The 18,350-nt window shown below is 65.1% G+C and carries 17 protein-coding genes and 2 tRNA genes; 14 read left to right on the forward strand and 5 right to left on the reverse strand.

Annotated elements, in window-relative coordinates; genetic code table 11:
* The first annotated feature begins 72 nt into the window (after window positions 1-72).
* From ABIB42_RS16620 to ABIB42_RS16645, 6 genes are all read left to right on the forward strand, one after another.
* Complete coding sequence (locus tag ABIB42_RS16620) at window positions 73-2,529, forward strand: DNA translocase FtsK (RefSeq protein ID WP_429248665.1); 2,457 nt, start codon at window positions 73-75, stop codon at window positions 2,527-2,529.
* Between the two features lie 17 nt (window positions 2,530-2,546).
* Window positions 2,547-3,185: an outer membrane lipoprotein chaperone LolA gene (lolA, locus tag ABIB42_RS16625; RefSeq protein ID WP_429248666.1), complete on the forward strand. Its 639-nt coding sequence runs from the start codon at window positions 2,547-2,549 to the stop codon at window positions 3,183-3,185.
* Between the two features lie 87 nt (window positions 3,186-3,272).
* Entirely contained in the window at window positions 3,273-4,595 is a 1,323-nt protein-coding gene (locus ABIB42_RS16630) for a replication-associated recombination protein A (protein WP_005669579.1), read from the forward strand.
* 224 nt (window positions 4,596-4,819) lie between these two features.
* On the forward strand, window positions 4,820-4,999 hold the full coding sequence (locus ABIB42_RS16635) for a hypothetical protein (protein WP_005669580.1): 180 nt from the start codon (window positions 4,820-4,822) through the stop codon (window positions 4,997-4,999).
* A gap of 127 nt (window positions 5,000-5,126) precedes the next feature.
* Window positions 5,127-6,422 (forward strand): serine--tRNA ligase, encoded by a 1,296-nt coding sequence (gene serS / locus ABIB42_RS16640; RefSeq protein WP_005669582.1) that lies wholly within the window; start codon window positions 5,127-5,129, stop codon window positions 6,420-6,422.
* Between the two features lie 110 nt (window positions 6,423-6,532).
* Window positions 6,533-6,622: transfer RNA gene (locus ABIB42_RS16645), tRNA-Ser, on the forward strand.
* Window positions 6,623-6,816: 194 nt separating this feature from the next.
* Here the strand turns inward: ABIB42_RS16645 and ABIB42_RS16650 are convergent.
* The 4 genes from ABIB42_RS16650 to ABIB42_RS16665 are packed head-to-tail and all read right to left on the reverse strand — an operon-like array spanning window position 6,817 to window position 9,833.
* The gene (locus tag ABIB42_RS16650) at window positions 6,817-7,323 is read right to left on the reverse strand and encodes an arsinothricin resistance N-acetyltransferase ArsN1 family B (RefSeq protein WP_005669583.1); all 507 of its coding nucleotides are present in this window, start codon (window positions 7,321-7,323) and stop codon (window positions 6,817-6,819) included.
* A 30-nt stretch (window positions 7,324-7,353) separates the two neighbouring features.
* Window positions 7,354-8,070, reverse strand: coding sequence for an arsenical resistance protein ArsH (arsH, locus tag ABIB42_RS16655; protein WP_005669584.1), 717 nt, complete (start codon window positions 8,068-8,070; stop codon window positions 7,354-7,356).
* A gap of 15 nt (window positions 8,071-8,085) precedes the next feature.
* Complete coding sequence (locus ABIB42_RS16660; RefSeq protein ID WP_429248667.1) at window positions 8,086-9,366, reverse strand: arsenic transporter; 1,281 nt, start codon at window positions 9,364-9,366, stop codon at window positions 8,086-8,088.
* Complete coding sequence (locus ABIB42_RS16665; protein WP_429248668.1) at window positions 9,360-9,833, reverse strand: arsenate reductase ArsC; 474 nt, start codon at window positions 9,831-9,833, stop codon at window positions 9,360-9,362. Before ABIB42_RS16665 ends, ABIB42_RS16660 begins: the two co-directional genes overlap by 7 nt.
* Before the next feature lie 101 nt (window positions 9,834-9,934).
* Between ABIB42_RS16665 and ABIB42_RS16670 the strand changes: the two genes are divergently transcribed.
* From ABIB42_RS16670 to ABIB42_RS16680, 3 genes are all read left to right on the forward strand, one after another.
* Window positions 9,935-10,276, forward strand: a complete 342-nt coding sequence (locus tag ABIB42_RS16670) for an ArsR/SmtB family transcription factor (RefSeq protein ID WP_005669588.1) — start codon at window positions 9,935-9,937, stop codon at window positions 10,274-10,276.
* 113 nt (window positions 10,277-10,389) lie between these two features.
* Window positions 10,390-11,895 carry a DASS family sodium-coupled anion symporter gene (locus tag ABIB42_RS16675; protein ID WP_005669589.1) on the forward strand — a complete coding sequence of 502 codons (1,506 nt, stop codon included), beginning with the start codon at window positions 10,390-10,392 and terminating at the stop codon, window positions 11,893-11,895.
* Between the two features lie 197 nt (window positions 11,896-12,092).
* Window positions 12,093-14,036: a hypothetical protein gene (locus ABIB42_RS16680; protein WP_005669590.1), complete on the forward strand. Its 1,944-nt coding sequence runs from the start codon at window positions 12,093-12,095 to the stop codon at window positions 14,034-14,036.
* Window positions 14,037-14,054: 18 nt separating this feature from the next.
* On the opposite strand, the gene ABIB42_RS16685 is transcribed toward ABIB42_RS16680, so the two are convergent.
* Window positions 14,055-14,618: an isochorismatase family protein gene (locus tag ABIB42_RS16685; RefSeq protein ID WP_005669592.1), complete on the reverse strand. Its 564-nt coding sequence runs from the start codon at window positions 14,616-14,618 to the stop codon at window positions 14,055-14,057.
* Between the two features lie 116 nt (window positions 14,619-14,734).
* Between ABIB42_RS16685 and ABIB42_RS16690 the strand changes: the two genes are divergently transcribed.
* The 5 genes from ABIB42_RS16690 to ABIB42_RS16710 all read left to right on the forward strand — a co-directional run bounded on the left by ABIB42_RS16690 (window position 14,735) and on the right by ABIB42_RS16710 (window position 18,324).
* Window positions 14,735-15,685: a phosphate acetyltransferase gene (locus ABIB42_RS16690; RefSeq protein WP_005669593.1), complete on the forward strand. Its 951-nt coding sequence runs from the start codon at window positions 14,735-14,737 to the stop codon at window positions 15,683-15,685.
* Between the two features lies 1 nt (window position 15,686).
* The gene (locus tag ABIB42_RS16695) at window positions 15,687-16,883 is read left to right on the forward strand and encodes an acetate/propionate family kinase (protein ID WP_005669594.1); all 1,197 of its coding nucleotides are present in this window, start codon (window positions 15,687-15,689) and stop codon (window positions 16,881-16,883) included.
* The gene (gene fabI / locus ABIB42_RS16700) at window positions 16,880-17,647 is read left to right on the forward strand and encodes an enoyl-ACP reductase FabI (RefSeq protein WP_005669596.1); all 768 of its coding nucleotides are present in this window, start codon (window positions 16,880-16,882) and stop codon (window positions 17,645-17,647) included. Before ABIB42_RS16695 ends, fabI begins: the two co-directional genes overlap by 4 nt.
* Before the next feature lie 14 nt (window positions 17,648-17,661).
* Window positions 17,662-17,949: an RNA-binding protein gene (locus tag ABIB42_RS16705; protein ID WP_005669597.1), complete on the forward strand. Its 288-nt coding sequence runs from the start codon at window positions 17,662-17,664 to the stop codon at window positions 17,947-17,949.
* A gap of 285 nt (window positions 17,950-18,234) precedes the next feature.
* Window positions 18,235-18,324 (forward strand) — tRNA-Ser (locus tag ABIB42_RS16710).
* The last annotated feature ends 26 nt before the right edge of the window (window positions 18,325-18,350 follow it).

Consider the following 18,350-nt stretch of genomic DNA (forward strand, 5'->3'; position numbering starts at 1 on the left):
TAGGGGCAACGCGGCCGTATATCGCTTAGAATGGGCGGATCGTCGATAGTACTTACTTCCGCAGTACCTGTAATGAGCAAGAATAGCCAAGCCAGCACCTCCGGATACACCCACACCCAGGCCAGCGCCACCGCCCGCCGCCCGCTGCCGGGCCGCCTCGCGCGCCTGCTGTCCGAGGCGCGCTGGATCGCCGGCGCCGTCGCCTTCCTGTATTTCGTCCTGATCCTGCTCAGCTACAGCAAGCTCGATCCCGGCTGGTCGCACGCCAACGTCGTGCCGCGCATCGCCAACCTGGGCGGGCGCGCGGGCGCCTGGCTGTCCGACCTGTTGCTGTTCATATTCGGTTTCTCGGCCTGGTGGTGGGGCGTGATCTTCCTGCGCCAGGTCTGGCGCGGCTGGCGCCGGCTCACCGACAAGCTCGGCACCAAGGTGGAGGAACCGCACCACGGCGAGATGTACGTGCGCTGGATCGGCTTCGCCCTGATGTTCGCCGGCAGCGTCGGCCTGGAATACCTGCGCATGTGGTCGTGGGACGTCGAGCTGCCGCGCGCCCCGGGCGGAGTGCTGGGCCAGCTGATCGGCCACGCCAGCCACGTCGCCTTCGGCTCGACCGGCGCGACCCTGCTCCTGCTGCTGCTGTTCTTCCTGGGTTTTTCGCTGTTCTTCCAGGTGTCGTGGCTGAACGTGGCCGAGCGCATCGGCGCCGTGTTCGATGGCACCATCGACTGGTTCCGCCTGCGCATGGAAGACATCGAGGACCGCCGCCATGGCGAAGCCGCCGCCGTCAAGCGCGACGAAGTGGTGGTCAACGAGCGCGCCAAGTTCACCGAAAAGCATGCGGACAAGCCGATCCCGGTCGTGAAGACCGAGCCGTCGCTGGAGATCGCGCCGCCGGCGCCAAAGCCGGCCGCTGCTCCAGCGCCGCTGGCATCGGCCCAGGCGGTGGCGCCCACCATCAAGATCGAGCCGCAGATGGTCAGCGTGCCGAAATCCGAGCGCGCCGAGAAGGAGCGCCAGTCGCCGCTGTTCCAGGACATCAACGGCGACACCGGCCTGCCGCCGCTGGCCCTGCTGGACGATGCGCCGGCGGCCCAGGAATCGGTGGCCGTGGAGACGCTGGAGTTCACCAGCCGCCTGATCGAGAAGAAGCTGTCCGACTTCGGCGTCGAAGCCAAGGTCGTGGCCGCCTATCCGGGCCCGGTCGTCACTCGCTACGAGATCGAGCCGGCCACCGGCGTCAAGGGCAGCCAGATCGTCAACCTGGCGCGCGACCTGGCGCGTTCGCTGTCGCTGACCTCGATCCGCGTGGTCGAGACCATCCCCGGCAAGAACTATATGGCCCTCGAATTGCCGAATCCGAAGCGGCAGATCGTGCGCCTGACCGAGATCCTCGGTTCCAAGGTGTATGGCGATAGCGCCTCGAGCCTGACCGTGGCCCTGGGCAAGGACATCGCCGGCAAGCCGGTGGTGGCCGACCTGGCCAAGATGCCGCACCTGCTGGTGGCGGGCACGACCGGTTCGGGTAAATCGGTTGGCATCAACGCCACCATCCTGTCGCTGCTGTATAAAGCCGATCCGGCCGATGTGCGCCTGATCCTGATCGACCCGAAGATGCTGGAGATGTCGGTCTACGAAGGTATTCCGCACCTGCTGGCGCCGGTGGTGACCGATATGCGCCAGGCCGGCCACGCGCTGAACTGGGCGGTCAACGAAATGGAACGCCGCTACAAGCTCATGAGCAAGCTGGGCGTGCGTAACCTGGCCGGCTACAACGGCAAGATCCTCGACGCCGCCAAGCGCGAGGAACACATCCCGAACCCGTTCTCGATCACGCCGGACGCGCCCGAGCCGCTGGAAAAACTGCCGACCATCGTCATCATCATCGACGAACTGGCCGACCTGATGATGGTCGTCGGCAAGAAGGTGGAAGAGCTGATCGCGCGTATTGCCCAGAAGGCGCGCGCTGCCGGCATCCACCTGATTCTCGCGACCCAGCGCCCGTCGGTCGACGTGATCACCGGCCTGATCAAGGCCAACATTCCGACCCGCATCGCGTTCCAGGTCTCGTCCAAGATCGACTCGCGCACGATTCTCGACCAGATGGGCGCCGAGACCTTGCTGGGCATGGGCGACATGCTCTATATGCCGCCCGGCACCGGCCTGCCGATCCGCGTGCACGGCGCCTTCGTGTCGGACGACGAAGTGCATCGAGTTGTAAAACATCTGCAGGAGCAGGGCGAACCCAATTATATTGAAGGCATCCTCGAAGGCGGCACCCTGGAAGAAGGGGGCGCCGACGGCGCGGTGGCGGGCGAGGGCGGCGGCGAATCCGACGCCATGTACGACCAGGCGGTGCAGGTCGTGCTCAAGAACCGCAAGGCCTCGATCTCGCTGGTGCAGCGTCACCTGCGCATCGGCTACAACCGGGCCGCCCGCCTGATCGAGCAAATGGAGCAGAACGGCATGGTGTCGCCGATGCAGTCGAACGGCAACCGCGACATCCTGGTGCCGACTGCAAGCGCCGAATAACAATAAAGGAACGCTGAATGCAATCAATGACCAAATTCACTTTTGCCGCGCTGGTGGCTGCGAGCGCCTTCGCTTTGCCGGCCTTGGCGAGCGCCGCCGCCCTCGACCAGTTCAAATCCTTCGTCGCCTCGACCCAGTCGGCCAAGGGCGAATTCACCCAGCAGCAGCTGGGCAAATCGAAGAGCGGCAAGGCCACGCCGGCCTCGAGCGGCAGCTTCGTGTTCGCCCGCCCCGGCAAGTTCATCTGGACCTACCAGAAGCCCTACGAGCAGGTGCTGCAGGCCGACGGCGAAACCCTGTACATCTACGACAAGGACCTGAACCAGGTCACCACCCGCAAGCTCGGCAATGCGCTGGGCAGCTCGCCGGCCGCGATCCTGTTCGGCAGCAACAAGCTGGAAGAGAACTTCACGCTGAGCGAAGCCGGCGCGCGCGACGGCATGGAGTGGCTGAACGCGGTGCCGAAGGCCAAGGACACTTCGTTCGAGCAGATCAGCATCGGCCTCAAGGGCGGCGTGCCGATGGCGATGGAATTGAAGGATACCTTCGGCCAGACTTCGCGCCTGACCTTCACCAATTTCCAGCGCAACCCGCAACTGGGTGCGCAGCAGTTCAAGTTCACGGCGCCGCAGGGCGCCGACGTCGTGAACCAGTAAGCCATCAACGGGGCGTGCGCGCCGCGCGGCCCCGTCGTGCATCGGATACACTACGCCCCATGCACAACCATTCGCCTATCCGCATCCATGGCCACGGATGACCTGTTCAAGACCGAGCCGGCCGCGCCGCTGGCCGAAGCCCTGCGTCCGCGCACCATCGACGAGGTGGTCGGCCAGAGCCACCTGCTGGGCCCGGGCAAGCCGCTGAACCTGGTCTTCAAGTCCGGCAAGCCGCATTCGATGATCCTGTGGGGCCCGCCGGGCGTGGGCAAGACCACGCTGGCGCGCCTGACCGCCTACGCCTTCGACTGCGAATTCATCGCGCTGTCGGCGGTCCTGTCGGGCGTCAAGGACATCCGCGCGGCGATCGAGCAGGCCGAGCAGTACCTGGCCCGCGGCAAGCACACGATCCTGTTCATCGACGAGATCCACCGCTTCAATAAATCGCAGCAGGACGCCTTGCTGCCGTTCGTGGAAAGCGGCCTGGTGACACTGATCGGTGCCACCACCGAGAACCCGTCGTTCGAAGTCAATTCGGCGCTGCTGTCGCGCTCGCAGGTCTACGTGCTCAAGGCATTGACCGACGCCGAGATGCGCCAGCTGCTGGCGCGCGCCCGCGAACAGGCCCTGCAGCACCTGGAATTCGACGAACTGGCGATCGACACCCTGGTCGGCTATGCCGACGGCGATGCGCGCCGCTTCCTGAACCTGCTCGAGCAGACCAGCACCTCGGCCAATACCGCCGGCACTAACCGCATCACCGCCGAGTTCGTCGAGAACGCGCTGACGCTCAATGCGCGCCGCTTCGACAAGGGCGGTGACAATTTCTACGACCAGATCTCGGCCCTGCACAAATCGGTGCGCGGCTCGCACCCCGATGCCGCCCTGTACTGGCTGTGCCGGATGCTCGACGGCGGCGCCGACGCCAAGTACCTGTCACGCCGCATCGTGCGCATGGCCTGGGAAGACATCGGCATCGCCGATCCGCGCGCGATCCAGTTGGCCAACGACGCCGCCGCGACCTACGAGCGGCTCGGTTCGCCCGAAGGCGAGCTGGCGCTGGGCCAGGCCGTGGTCTACCTGGCGGTCGCATCCAAGAGCAATGCCGGCTACAACGCCTTCAATGCGGCGATGGCCTTCGTGCGCAAGGACAAGTCGCGCGAGGTGCCGGTCCACTTGCGCAATGCGCCGACCAAGCTCATGAAAGAGCTGGGCTACGGTCACGAGTACCGCTATGCGCATGACGAGCCGAACGCGTATGCGGCCGGCGAAACCTATCTGCCGGATGGAATGCCCGAGCCGGGCTGGTACCAGCCGGTGCCGCGCGGGATCGAATCCAAGATCGCCGAGAAGCTGGCCTGGCTGCGCAGCCTGGATGACGAGGCGCGCGCCAACGGCGACGGTTCGTAGGCATGCGCGTGGCGCCGGTGAGCCCGGCGCCAGTCCTTCCTCCTTCCTTTCTTCCTTCAACGGCGCGCAATGTGCCGGCATTGGGCGCCTGGTCGCGCATTGATGCATTCTGCGCCGCGTTTCATGCGCTTCGTCGCAAGTCGATGGCGATTCACGGGGCTGGTGGCTAAAGTACCACCATCGCAAAGCAATTCGCGAATCACCCAACCCCTGAAGGAGCCATCATGAACATCCGTAAAAACTTCGAAGCCCTGTTCCTCGCCGTCGCCGCCCTGGGCCTGGTCGCCAGTTTCGCTACCGCCAACGAGCGCCCGGTCGAGATCGCCGCATCGACCGCCCCGGCGATCGACATGGCCAGCATCCAGACCGTGATCGTCAGCGCGCCGCGCCTGGCGGCCCGCTAAAACCGGCGCAAGCCGGTTTTAGGGGCAGCTTGACGAGGCCCCGGCAGCATGGTTGCCGAATCTCGCAAATAATGTCGGTCGGCTTGGTACAATTGTGTTTTCGATACACAGCCCAGTCCAACCAGACATGATTGACATCCAACTTCTCCGCAAAGACATCGACAACGTCGCCGCCCGCCTGGCGACCCGCAAGTACCAGCTCGATGTGGCCAGTTTCAATGCGCTGGAGGCCGAACGCAAGGCGATCCAGACGCGCACCGAAGAACTGCAAGGCAAGCGCAATTCGCTGTCGAAGCAGATCGGCATGCTGAAGGGCAAAGGCGAAGACACGACGGCCGTGATGGCCGAGGTTGCCGGACTGGGCGACGAGCTCAAGGCCAACGAAGTGGCGCTGGGCGAGGTCCAGGCCAAGCTGGCGAGCTTCATCGCTGCACTGCCCAACCTGCCGCACGAGAGCACGCCGGAAGGCAAGGACGAAAGCGCCAACCTGGAAGTGCGCAAGGTCGGTACGCCAACCGCCTTCGATTTCGAGGTGCGCGACCACGTCGACATCGGCGAGCGCCTGGGCCTGGACTTCGAGACCGCGACCAAGGTCACCGGCTCGCGCTTCTCGATGATGAAGGGCGGCATGGCGCGCCTGCACCGCGCGCTGGCGCAGTTCATGCTCGACACCCACACCGGCCAGCACGGCTATACCGAGTGCTACACCCCGTACATGGTCAACGCCGATTCGCTGCGCGGCACCGGCCAGCTGCCGAAGTTCGAGGCCGACCTGTTCTCGGTGAAGAAGGGCGGCGCCGAAGGCGAGGGCGAGAACTTCTACCTGATCCCGACCTCCGAAGTCTCGCTGACCAACGTGGTGCGCGACGAGATCGTGGCGCTGGACGAATTGCCGATCAGGATGACCGCGCATACTCCGTGCTTCCGTTCCGAAGCCGGCAGCTATGGCCGCGACACCCGCGGCATGATCCGCCAGCACCAGTTCGACAAGGTCGAGCTGGTCCAGGTGGTGCATCCGGAGCAGTCCTACGCGGCGCTGGAAGAGATGGTCGGCCAGGCCGAATTCATCCTGACCTCGCTCGGCCTGCCATACCGCGTGATGCAACTGTGCACCGGCGACATGGGCTTTAGCGCCGCCAAGACCTACGACCTCGAGGTGTGGCTGCCGGCGCAGAACACCTACCGCGAGATCTCGTCGCTGTCGAACTGCGAAGCCTTCCAGGCGCGCCGCATGCAGGCCCGCTTCCGCAATGCGGCCGGCAAGCCGGAACTGGTGCATACCCTGAACGGCTCGGGCCTGGCCGTGGGCCGCACCCTGGTGGCGGTGCTGGAGAACTACCAGCAGGCCGACGGCAGCGTCGTGATTCCGGAAGTGCTGCGTCCGTACATGGGCGGGCTGGAGCGTCTGGCGCCGGCTGCCTGAGTGGTGGCATAGGGGAATCGTGCTTGCATGCACATTTTCCCCTTCCATTTTTCGGGAATGTGTCTATAATGGCGGTCTCTTGCAGCCCACTGCAAGGATCGACCAAAGCCGGAGAGGTGGCAGAGTGGTCGAATGTACCTGACTCGAAATCAGGCGTACGGGTGACCGTACCGTGGGTTCGAATCCCACCCTCTCCGCCAAGTATCATGAAAACAGCCACCGCGAGGTGGCTTTTTTCATTCCGCGGCCTCGCAGAGGAGCAGGGCGCCTGCGCGCCCTGCGTGTGGGATTTGAAGGGCATCGCGTACTCGCGATGCCGCGGCCTGCAGGATGTAGGCGAATCCCACCCTCTCCGCCAAGTATCATGTGAAAAGCCACCGCAAGGTGGCTTTTTTCATTCCGGGGCGTCACAGAGGAGTAGCTGCCAGTAACCGACGTCCAGCCGGCGCCCGAACTTCAGGCCTACCTCGGCGAAGTGGGCGACCTTGCAAAAGCCCAGGCGCTCGTGCAGCGCCACGCTGCGCTCGTTGGGCTGGGCGATGCCCGCGATGACCGTATGCAGTCCGCGGGTGCGCAGCTCGGCGAGCAGCCGTTCGTAGAGGCGCCGGCCGTGCCCGCGGCCCGCCAGCGCGGGATCCAGATAGACGCTGCTTTCCACCGCATGGCGATAGGCCGGCCTGGCGCGCCATTTGGTGGCGTATGCATAGCCGGCCACCACGCCGTCGACCTCCAGCACCAGCCACGGCAGGCCGCCCTTGGTGACGTCCGCGACGCGTTCGGCCATGTCGGAATCAAGCACCGGCGCCTCCTCGAACGAGATCGTGGTGGTGGCGACGTAGTGGTTGTAGATGGCGCAGATGCGCGCGGCGTCCAGGCTGGAAGCAGTGCGGATGTCGGTCATGGCTTCATGGTAGCAGCGTGGCGCGCCGGCTCACAAGCGCGCGATCTGGCGGTCGATCGCCTGGTTGGCGCGCTCGCTGCGTTCGCTGTAGCGGTCCGTCAGGTAATCGCTGCTGCCGCGCATCAGTAGCGTGATCTTGTAGAGCTCCTCCATGACGTCGACCACGCGCTCGTAGTAGGCGGACGGGCGCATGCGGTCGTCGTCGCCGAATTCCTTGTAGGCCATCGGCACCGACGACTGGTTCGGAATCGTGAACATGCGCATCCAGCGGCCCAGCAGGCGCAGGGTATTGACCACGTTGAAGGACTGCGAGCCGCCGCAGACCTGCATCACGGCCAGCGTCTTGCCCTGGCTGGGACGCACCGAGCCCTGTTCGAGCGGGATCCAGTCGATCTGGTTCTTGAATACCGCCGTCACCGCACCGTGGCGTTCGGGGCTGCACCACACCTGGCCCTCGGACCAGATGCATAGTTCACGCAGCTCGGCCACCTTCGGGTGGGTATCGGGCGCGCCGCCCACCATCGGCAACCCGGCCGGATCGAAGATCTTCACTTCGGCGCCGAAGTGGCGCAGGATGCGCGCCGCTTCTTCCGTCAGCAGGCGGCTGAACGAGCGCTCGCGCAGCGAGCCGTACAGCATCAGGATGCGCGGCGGATGGTCGACGCCGTCCGCGGGAGCGAGCCGCTTGGCGGCCGGCAGGTCGAGGCGCGCCGGATCGATATTGGGAAGGTCGGGTATCTTGTCCATGTTCGCTTTCAGTGTTCAGCCCAGGCGCAGCGCGAGCGCGCACAGCGTGAGCAGGAGGATCGGCAAGGTCAGCACCACGCCGACGCGCAGGTAATAGCCCCACGAGATGCGGATGCCCTTGCTCGACAGGACGTGCAGCCAGAGCAGGGTGGCAAGGCTGCCGATCGGGGTGATCTTGGGACCGAGGTCGCTGCCGATCGCGTTCGCATAGATCATCGCCTCGCGCACGGCGCCTCCCGTGGCGCTGGCGTCGATCGCCAGCGCGCCGACCAGCACCGTCGGCATATTGTTCATGATGGACGAGAGGGCCGCGGCGATGAAGCCGGTGCCCAGCGCCGCGCCCCAGACGCCGTAGGCGGCGCAGCGTTCGAACAGGACGGCCAGGCCGTCGGTCAGGCCGGCGTTGCGCAGGCCGTACACCACCAGGTACATCCCGAGCGAAAACACCACGACCTGCCACGGCGCGCCGCGCAGCACTTCGCGCGTCGGGATGCGGTGGCCGCGCGCGGCGACGGCGAGCAGGATGGCGGCGCCGCCGGCGGCGACGGCGCTGATCGGCACGCCGGCGTCGTCCAGCCAGAAGAAGCCGGCCAGCAGCAGCGCCAGCACCCACCAGCCGGCATGGAAGGTGGCGCGATCGACGATCGCGTCGCCCGGCGCGCGCAGCTGGGCGAGGTCGTAGTCGCGCGGGATGTCCTTGCGGAAGAACAGGTACAGGACCGCCAGTGTCGACGCCACCGAGACCAGGTTGACCGGGACCATGACCGCGGCGAAGCGCGCGAAGCCGATGCCGAAGTAGTCGGCCGAGACGATGTTGACCAGGTTCGACACCACCAGCGGCAGGCTGGCGGTGTCGGCGACGAAGCCGGCCGCCATCACGAAGGCCAGCGTCGCGCGCGGCGGGAAGCGCAGCGCGGCCAGCATGGCGATCACGATCGGCGTCAGGATCAGCGCCGCGCCGTCGTTGGCGAACAGCGCCGCCACCGCGGCGCCGAGCAGCACCAGCAGCACGAACAGGCGCCGGCCGTCGCCCTTGCCCCAGCGCGCCACGTGCAGCGCGGCCCACTCGAACGAACCGGCGCGGTCGAGCAGCAGGCTGATGACGATCACGGCGACGAAGGCGCCGGTGGCGTTCCAGACGATATTCCACACCACGGGGACGTCGGACAGCCCGATGACGCCGGTGAGCAGGGCGGCGAGGGCGCCTGCAGCCGCGCTCCAGCCGATGCCCAGGCCGCGCGGCTGCCAGATCACCAGCGCCAGCGTGGCGACGAAGATGAGCGCGGCGGTCAGCATGCGCCGATGCGGTCCAGCGCTTCCTCGAGCGCTGCGCGCTCGCCGGCCAGCTCGGCCAGCGGCAGGGCGAACAGCGCCTGGATGCGGGCCAGCACGATCGCGTAGGTCGCTTCGAAGGCGGCCGCGATGTCCGCGGGCGTTCCCTGCACCTCGCTCGGGTCGGCCAGTCCCCAGTGCGTGCGCACGACGTCGCCCAGGTAGGCCGGGCAAGTCTCGCCGGCGGCATTTCCGCACACGGTCACCACCACGTCCGGCGTGAGCGGCAGGTCGTGCCACGACTTGCTGGCATGGCCGTCCACTGCAATGCCATGGCGACGCAGCAGCGCGATCGCGTCCGGATTGATCCGGCCGGTCGGATGGCTGCCGGCGCTGATGGCCTTGAAGCCCGGCGGCGCGAGATGGTTGAACACGGCTTCGCTCAGGATCGAGCGGCAGGAGTTGCCGGTGCAGAGGAACAGGAAGTTCATGGGTAGGAAGGTATCGGGTTAATCTCAATATTTCAATAGATATTGAGACGATGGGCCGACTATAATCGAGGCACTGAAATTCTTCAACTGGAATATCGAGGATGGAAACGAAACAGGTACTGGCGGCGCTCGCCGCCCTGGCCCAAGAGTCGCGGCTGGCGATCTTCCGCCTGCTGATCCAGGCTGGCCCATCGGGACTGCCGGCCGGGAAGATCGGCGAGGAACTGGGCATTGCCTCGTCGGCGCTGTCCTTCCACCTGAAGGAGCTGAGCCATGCCGGCCTGGTGACGGCGCGCCAGGAAGGGAGATTCGTCATCTACACAGCGCAGTTCGACACCATGAGCGAGCTGGTCGGCTTCCTCACCGAGAATTGCTGTGCCGGCGTTCCCTGCGGGATCGATGCGCCGGGCGGGGCGTGCCTGCCCGCGGCAGGCAATCGCTGAATACCTTCGCGGTTCCCGACCGCCATGGTCAACAATTGATGCATTGCAACATTCCTCTGCTAACATGTTAACCAGTAGTTGTTATCTGGTTACACCGTCAAGAAGGAATCGTCATGCTGTCGCAATTGCAGGCCATGTTTCGTTACTTTAGCCAGGCCGTGCCGTTCCGCCTGGTTCCCGCCCTCGTCACCACCGCCGTCCTCTTCACGCTACTGGCGCTGCCCCATCCCGAGGGGCTGAACCCCGATTCCTGGGGCCTGGTCGCCATCTTCCTCACCACCATCGTCGCCATCATCCTGAAGGTGATGCCGATCGGCGTCATGGCCCTGATGGCCATCGTCATCGTCTCGCTGTCGCAAGTGACTTCCGGTTCGTCCAAGGGCGCCATGGCCGACGCCCTGGGCAGCTTTTCGAGCCCGCTCATCTGGCTGATCGTGGTCGCCGTGCTGATCTCGCGCGGCCTCAAGAAGACGGGGCTGGGCGCCCGCATCGGCCTGCAGTTCATCGCACTGCTGGGCAAGCGCACGGTAGGCATCGGCTACGGGCTGGCCGTGTGCGAACTGGTGCTGGCGCCGTTTACGCCCAGTAATACCGCGCGCGGCGGCGGCATCGTGCATCCGATCATGAAGTCGATCGCCAGCGCCTTCGATTCCGATCCGGCCAAGGGCACGCACGGCAAGGTCGGCACCTACCTGGCGCTGGTCAACTACCACGCCAATCCGATTACCTCGGCGATGTTCCTGACGGCCACCGCGCCCAATCCGCTGGTGGTCGACTTCGTCGCCCGCGCCAGCGGCCAGGGCTTTCACTTGAGCTGGACCACCTGGGCCCTGTGCATGGTGCTGCCGGGCCTGGTCTGCCTGTTCCTGATGCCGCTCGCCGTCTACCTGCTGGCGCCGCCCGAGCTCAAGCAGACGCCGGATGCGGTGCAGTTCGCGCGCAGCGAGCTGGCGCGCATGGGGCCGTTGTCGGCCAGCGAAAAAGTCATGCTCGGCACCTTTGGGCTGCTGCTGGTGCTGTGGGCGAACGTGCCGGCCATGCTGTTCGGGCCGGCGTTTACGCTCGACCCGACCGTGGTCGCCTTTCTCGGCCTGTTCGCCCTGATCATCACCGGCACCCTCGACTGGGATGATGTGCTGTCCGAGAAAAGCGCTTGGGATACCCTGATCTGGTTCGGCGCGCTGGTGATGCTGGCCGAGCAGCTCAATCAACTGGGCGTTATCGCCTGGGCCTCGGACGGCATGCGCGACGCGATCGTCGCCAGCGGCATGGGGTGGGAGGCGGCGGCGACCGTGCTGGTGCTGGCCTTCGTGTTCTCGCACTACCTGTTCGCCAGCACCACGGCCCACATCAGCGCCATGATGTTCGCTTTTCTTTCGGTCGGGGCCGCGCTGGTGCCGGGGGAATACCTGATCCTGTTCCTGCTCATGATGACCGCCGCCTCGGCCATCATGATGACCCTGACCCACTACGCCACCGGCACCTCGCCGATCATCTTCGGCAGCGGTTACGTGACGATGGGGGTGTGGTGGCGCATCGGCTTCATCATGTGCGTGTTCGAGCTGGCGGTGTTCGCCGTGGTGGGTGGCGCGTGGTGGAAGGTCCTCGGTTACTGGTGAAGAGAACATATCTGGCCTAGATGGCACTGGCACCTTGGGAATTCGGGAGCGCCGGCATCAGCCAGTTATGGAACGATGTCGGAGCGCGAGTGTGGCAGCGAAAGCGCCACATATTGTCATGTGAAAAATCCTGATAACCCTGCTAGGTGCGGTCTTTCTTGCGTTCTATACACTAATCGGATTTCAGGGTAAACATCATGAGCGAGACAGGTGATTCACCGGCTATTCAGTTAGCGAAATTCTCCGAAATCGTTGGGCAGGATGATGCAGATGAACTCTTGCTGCAACTCACCGACGACATGCTTATCGACTTCGCCGCCAAGCTGGATCAGTCCGAAGCTGATTCGATTTGGGCAGCCGCAAACGATTTTGGTATTCAGTTTTATTCCGGGCCAGACTGCCTGATCCATCGGTTGGCCCAACTGACAGCGTCACGGCACCCGGGCGCCTGGAAAAAATTTCATTCGGCGTTAATTCAGCTGTCTTCTGCACGCTACATCGAATGGTGCCTGGCCCGTATCGAATCCATCGATATTAGCCAGACCGGAAATGACGCAGTGATAGAGTTGCTGGACGAGGTGCTTCCATTGCTGGTCGCCACCGCAGTTCACGATGAAGCGTGCAAGTTGGTGAACGCGGTGCTGGACCTCAAATGTATCGACACCAAGTTCAAGTTTCTGAACCTGATCGCAGGAATAACGCTGGCCGATGGCCGTACCAACCCGATCGTCGCTTTTGCACGCGATGGTGATCCCCGGCTCGCGCATGCGATTGCATATTTCTGGGAGGACAGCTTTAACAGGACAGGAACGAAAACCTCTGGTCTGTGGACTGATAATATCGATTGGGGCTATCTGCGTGTGCTCCCGCCAGCCATCAAGCTGGTCGGTTCGCATTGTCCAGGCATGACCATGCTCGGGGCAGGCTATTCAGCAGGTATCCGCGCTTCCACGATTGGAGATGTTCAGGATGTATTGGACCGTTTGCATGGTGGAAGCCGGCATCCCGAATTCGCACCAATGGGGACACTGTGGTATTTCCTGAAACAACTGAGTGTACTGCGCGGGAGCGACAACGATACTGAGCGCAGCGGTGTGCGTGCAGGGCTTTTAGCGCTGGTAAAGCGTGACCCGGAGTTGTGGGTAAAAGCATTACGGTGGATATTGCTGCACGCAGAAGCGATCAAACAGGACGTGACCCTCATTAGCTGCGAACTCGCCCAGACCAACGAAGAAGTCAGGAATGGGTTACGGGTGTTGCAGGCAGATCCTGCCGTGTCAACGCTTGCCATGGGAATCCGTGCACTGGCCGAAGGCATCGTGGATCCGGCGGACAAGCATTCATTGGCATTGGCCGATTCACTGGCGCATTACTTCGACGGGACGCCGAAGTTTCCTTCGCCTTTGGCACTACGGTCTTCGACCTGGGTAGGCTCTGATCGGCTGGAAAAATATTTGCGCGACGGGGTAGCGCGGGCCTGTCACAAGTTTGCTGTCGATGTTCCCAATCAGTGGAAGAGCCAGGAAGAGGCGCTCACCGCTACTCTGATGACTTTGCTTGTCGAACAATTCGGCGAGAGCCGGAAGCTGTCAACCTATGCTCGTTCTGAGGCTTTTGGCATTCCTACCTTGAGATTGTCGCAGCGTGAGATATCCAAATCCGCGGAAGAGCCGACGTATGGTTGTGATCTCGCCTTCGTGGTAAGGGCTAGAGCGCAGGGAATCTACGCGCTTGACTGGGCCGGGCTCGTACAGGTGAAAAAGACATTGGCAGGCAATGAGAACGCCGCGATCGCAGATAGCTGGAAAATCGAAATCGCCCAGTTGAAGACATTGATTGGAAAGTGCGCTAGCGCGGTGTATTTTCTCATCTGCGGACACGGTGAAGTACTTGTCGTGCCGGCACGCCATCTACTGGGTTACGTAGCCGGAAGTTCGAAGAAAGGAGCCAAATCGCGCACGGTGGGGTACAACGAAATTCGGTCGGCAGCCATCCCGCTTGATCAATACCTGGTCGATCTGTTGATAGGGCAGTGGACCGGCAATGCATCCGATGCGATCATGACGTTTATTGACGGCAATTCAGGACTACGACCGAAGCATGTGGTGCAGGTCGAGATCCATTTTTCGCCGCGTCAGTGACGTTCAGGAGCCCTTGTCCTAAACAGGCTTTGGGGCGTCTTGCTTGACCAGCGCCAGCACCTCGCGAAAGCGCGGATGGCGGCAATCGCGCAGCCACTCGAACAGCACCATCTCGTGCGTCACGATCGTCGCGCCGGCCTGCCGCAGGCGGCGCATGGCGGCGGCGTGGTCGGACGGCCGGCGCGAGCCGCTCGCGTTCTCCACCACAACTACTTCGCGGCCGGCGCGCAGCAGGCCGAGCGCCGTCTGCAGCAGGCAGACGTGGGCTTCGCAACCGGCGAGCACCACTTGCCGGCGCCCAGGGCCGTGCGCGTCGAGCGCCGCCAGCAGGCCATCCTCGCAGGCATCGAAATGCGTCTTCGGCACCGTCTGCACGCACCAGCGCGCCAGCGCCTCGGCGTTCGGGCCGAGACGTTCGGGGTTCTGCTCGGTCCCCAGCACCGGCACCTCCAGCAGCGCGGCGGCGCGCGCCAACAGCAGCGCCATGGCGACGACATCGTCCGCGCCGTGGATCGCCGGCATCATCCGCGCCTGGTAGTCGACCAGCACCACACTGCTCGCCCGCGCATCGATTGCATTCATCTCGTCCTCGTCGATTCTCTTAAACCAGATTAAGTTATGTTGCGTTGCAGCATAAAATGATTGCTTTGCAGTCAAGTGATGCTACCATCTACCGGTCGTGCTATGAGGAGGAGGCCATGGAGCCGATGAACACCACGCATCCCTATTATGATCACCTGATCGCCGCCGCGCGCGAGCAGGGGCCGGTCACGGTGGCGGTGGCCCATGCCTGCGACCGCTACGCGATCGAGGCGGCGCTCGACGCTGCCCGCATCGGCCTGATCGCGCCGCTGCTGGTCGGACCCGTGGCGCGCATCCACGGCGCGGCCGACGCGGCCGGCCTCGATATCGGCGCGCTGACCCTGGTCGACACGGAGCACAGCCACGCGTCGGCCGCGCGCGCGGTGGAGCTGGTGCGCGAGGGCAGGGCAGCGGCCCTGATGAAAGGAAGCCTGCACACCGACGAGTTGATGGGCGCCGTGGTGTCCGGCGCCACCGGCCTGCGCACGGCGCGGCGCCTCTCCCACTGCTTCGTGATGGACGTGCCGGGCCGCAGCGAACCCCTGATCATCACCGACGCCGCCATCAACATCATTCCCGACCTGGCGGCCAAGCGCGACATCGTGCAGAACGCCATCGACCTGGCCCGGGTGCTCGGCTTCGAGGGCGTGCGGGTGGCGATCCTGGCGGCGGTGGAAACCGTGAGCGACAAGATGCCGTCGACGATCGACGCCGCGGCCCTGTGCAAGATGGCCGACCGCGGCCAGATCACGGGCGGCATCCTGGACGGCCCGCTGGCGATGGACAATGCGATCGACCTGCAGGCCGCCGCCGTCAAGGGCCTGGTGTCGCCGGTCGCGGGCCGCGCCAACGTGCTGGTGGCGCCGGACCTGGAAGCCGGCAATATGCTGGCCAAGAGCCTGAGCTTCATGGCCGGCGCGGCGGCGGCCGGCATCGTGCTCGGCGCGCGCGTGCCGCTGATCCTGACCAGCCGCGCCGACACGGTCGCGGCGCGCCTGGCCTCGTGCGCGGTGGCGGTGCTGCTGGCGCGCCACCAGTTGGCCAGCGCCCAGCTGGCGGGGCGCTGAGATGCAGCCGCACGCCACGGACTGCGTCGCCGTCATCAACGCCGGCTCGTCCAGCATCAAGTTCTCGGTGCACCGCCTGCCCGACCTGGCGCTGGCCTTCAAGGGCCGGATCGAGAACCTGTACCGCGGCGCGACGCGCTTTATCGCGCAGGACGCCGACGGGGCCACGGTCGGCGAACGGAGCTGGCCCGACGCGCTCGACCACCACGCCGGCATGGCCTTCCTGATCGACTTCGCCGAGCGTGAACTCGCTGGCTACCGGGTGCGCGCGGTGGGCCACCGCATCGTGCACGGCGGCGTCGACTACAGCGGTCCGCAACGCCTGATCGAGCCCGTGCTCGAACGCCTGGAGCGGCTGGTGCCGCTCGCGCCGCTGCACCTGCCGCACAACCTGGCGCCGGTGCGCGCCTTGATGGCGCTGGCGCCCGGGCTGCCGCAGGTCGGCTGCTTCGACACCGCCTTCCATACGGCGCAGCCGGCGCTGGCCCAGGCCTTCGCGCTGCCGCCGGCGATCACCGACCTCGGCATCCGCCGCTACGGTTTCCATGGCCTGTCCTACGAATACATCGCGGCCACCTTGCCGCAGCATGAGCCGGCGCTGGCCGGCGCGCGGGTGGTCGCGGCCCACCTGGGCAACGGCGCCAGCATGTGCGCCATGCGCGGCGGGCGCAGCGTGGCCAGCACCATGGGCTTCACCGCCGTCGACGGCCTGCCGATGGGCACGCGCTGCGGCGCGCTCGATCCGGGCGTGGTGATCTACCTGATCGAGGAACTGGGCATGGAAGTGTCGAGCGTGCAGCGCCTGATGTACCAGGAGTCGGGGCTGCTGGGCGTCTCAGGCCTGTCGTCCGACATGCGCACGCTGGAGGCCAGCAGCGATCCGCGCGCGCAGCTGGCGATCGACTTGCTGGTCTACCGGATCGGCCGCGAGCTCGGTTCGCTGGCGGCCTCGCTGGGCGGCCTGGATGCGCTGGTGTTCTCGGGCGGGATCGGCGAGAACAGCGCGCGCCTGCGCGCCGCCGTCTGCCGCGACGCCGCCTGGCTCGGCGCCGAACTCGATCCAGGGCTGAACGCCGCGCCGCCGCCCGGCGTCGCCCGCATCAGCGCGCCCGCCAGCCGGATGTCGATATGGCTGGTGCCGGCCAACGAAGAACTCATGATCGCGCGCCATACCCGCGATCTGCTGGAGGAAGCATGAACCATCATCCCATCCTGGAAGGCAAGCGCGCGCTGGTGGTCGGCGTCGCCAACGAGCACTCGATCGCCTGGGGCTGCGCCAAGGCCTTTCATGCGCTCGGCGCCGAGCTGGTGCTGACCTACCTGAACGACAAGGCGCGCCCGCACGTCGAACCGCTGGCCGCGCAACTCGGGGCGCGATTGCTGCCGCTCGACGTGCGCGAACCGGGGCAGCTGGAGGCGCTGTTCGCCGAACTGCAGCAATCTGGCCGCCTCGACATCCTGGTGCATTCGATCGCCTTCGCGCCGAAGGCCGACCTGCAGGGCGGCCTGCTCGACTGCTCGCTGGACGGCTTCCTGCAGGCGATGGACGTGTCGTGCCACTCCTTCGTGCGCATGGCGAAGCTGGTCGCGCCGCTCATGACGCAGGGCGGCAGCATGTTCGCGATGAGCTACCACGGCGCCGACAAGGTGGTGCCGAACTATAACGTGATGGGGCCGGTGAAGGCGGCGCTGGAATCGTGCTGCCGCTACCTGGCCTACGAACTCGGTCCGCGCGACATCCGCGTGCACGCCATCTCGCCCGGGCCGCTCAAGACGCGCGCCGCCTCGGGGCTGAAGGATTTCGACCTGCTGCTGAGCGATGCGGTGGCGCGCTCGCCGCTGGGAGAGCTGGTCGACATCGACGACGTCGGCCAGGTGTGCGCCTATCTCGCCTCGGACTTCGCGCGCCGCCTGACGGGCAGCACCGTCTACGTCGACGGCGGCCTGAACATCATCGCCTGAACCCTGGAGCAACCATGAAAGTCATCCTGTCCGGCCTGCACGGCGACGCCTGCGAGAGCGCCATCGTCGAGAGCTTCGCGCCGTTCTTCCACATCCGTCGCGTCGAGATGATCCGCGAAGGCTCGCCCGACAGTCCGTGGGCCGTGCTGCACATCGCCGATTCCTACGAGCGCGCCTGGGAGGCGTGCAATACGCTGCGCGGCGTCTTCCACCGCGGCAAACGCCTGCACATGTACATTCCGCTGCACCAGAGCGACATCTACCACGAGTTCGAGCCGCACCAGCGGGTCGACATCCGCTAGCTTTTCAGCTGCGCGCCCTGCCGCCACGCCGCGTGGAGGATGGATTTGGTGAGGACTCCTTGAACAGCCCGCGTGCTTTGCTATCCTGAAGCACATGGACATCCAACCCGAAACCCCCTGGGACAGCACGCCCGACGTTTCCGCCCGCATCGTCACCGCGATCGGCCGCATCGCGACCGTGCTGCGCGCCGGCATGAAAATTTACCTGGCGCGCATGCCTTGCAACTTTCGCCAGGCGTCCGCTATAATGCGGCCTCGCTTACGCGACCACGCAGCACCGATTCAGGAGAGGTGGCAGAGTGGTCGAATGTACCTGACTCGAAATCAGGCGTACGGGTGACCGTACCGTGGGTTCGAATCCCACCCTCTCCGCCAAGTAGCATGAAAAAAGCCACCGCAAG

The organism is Massilia sp. UYP32 (assembly GCF_050434365.1).
In the GTDB taxonomy this organism is placed as follows: domain Bacteria; phylum Pseudomonadota; class Gammaproteobacteria; order Burkholderiales; family Burkholderiaceae_D; genus Telluria; species Telluria timonae.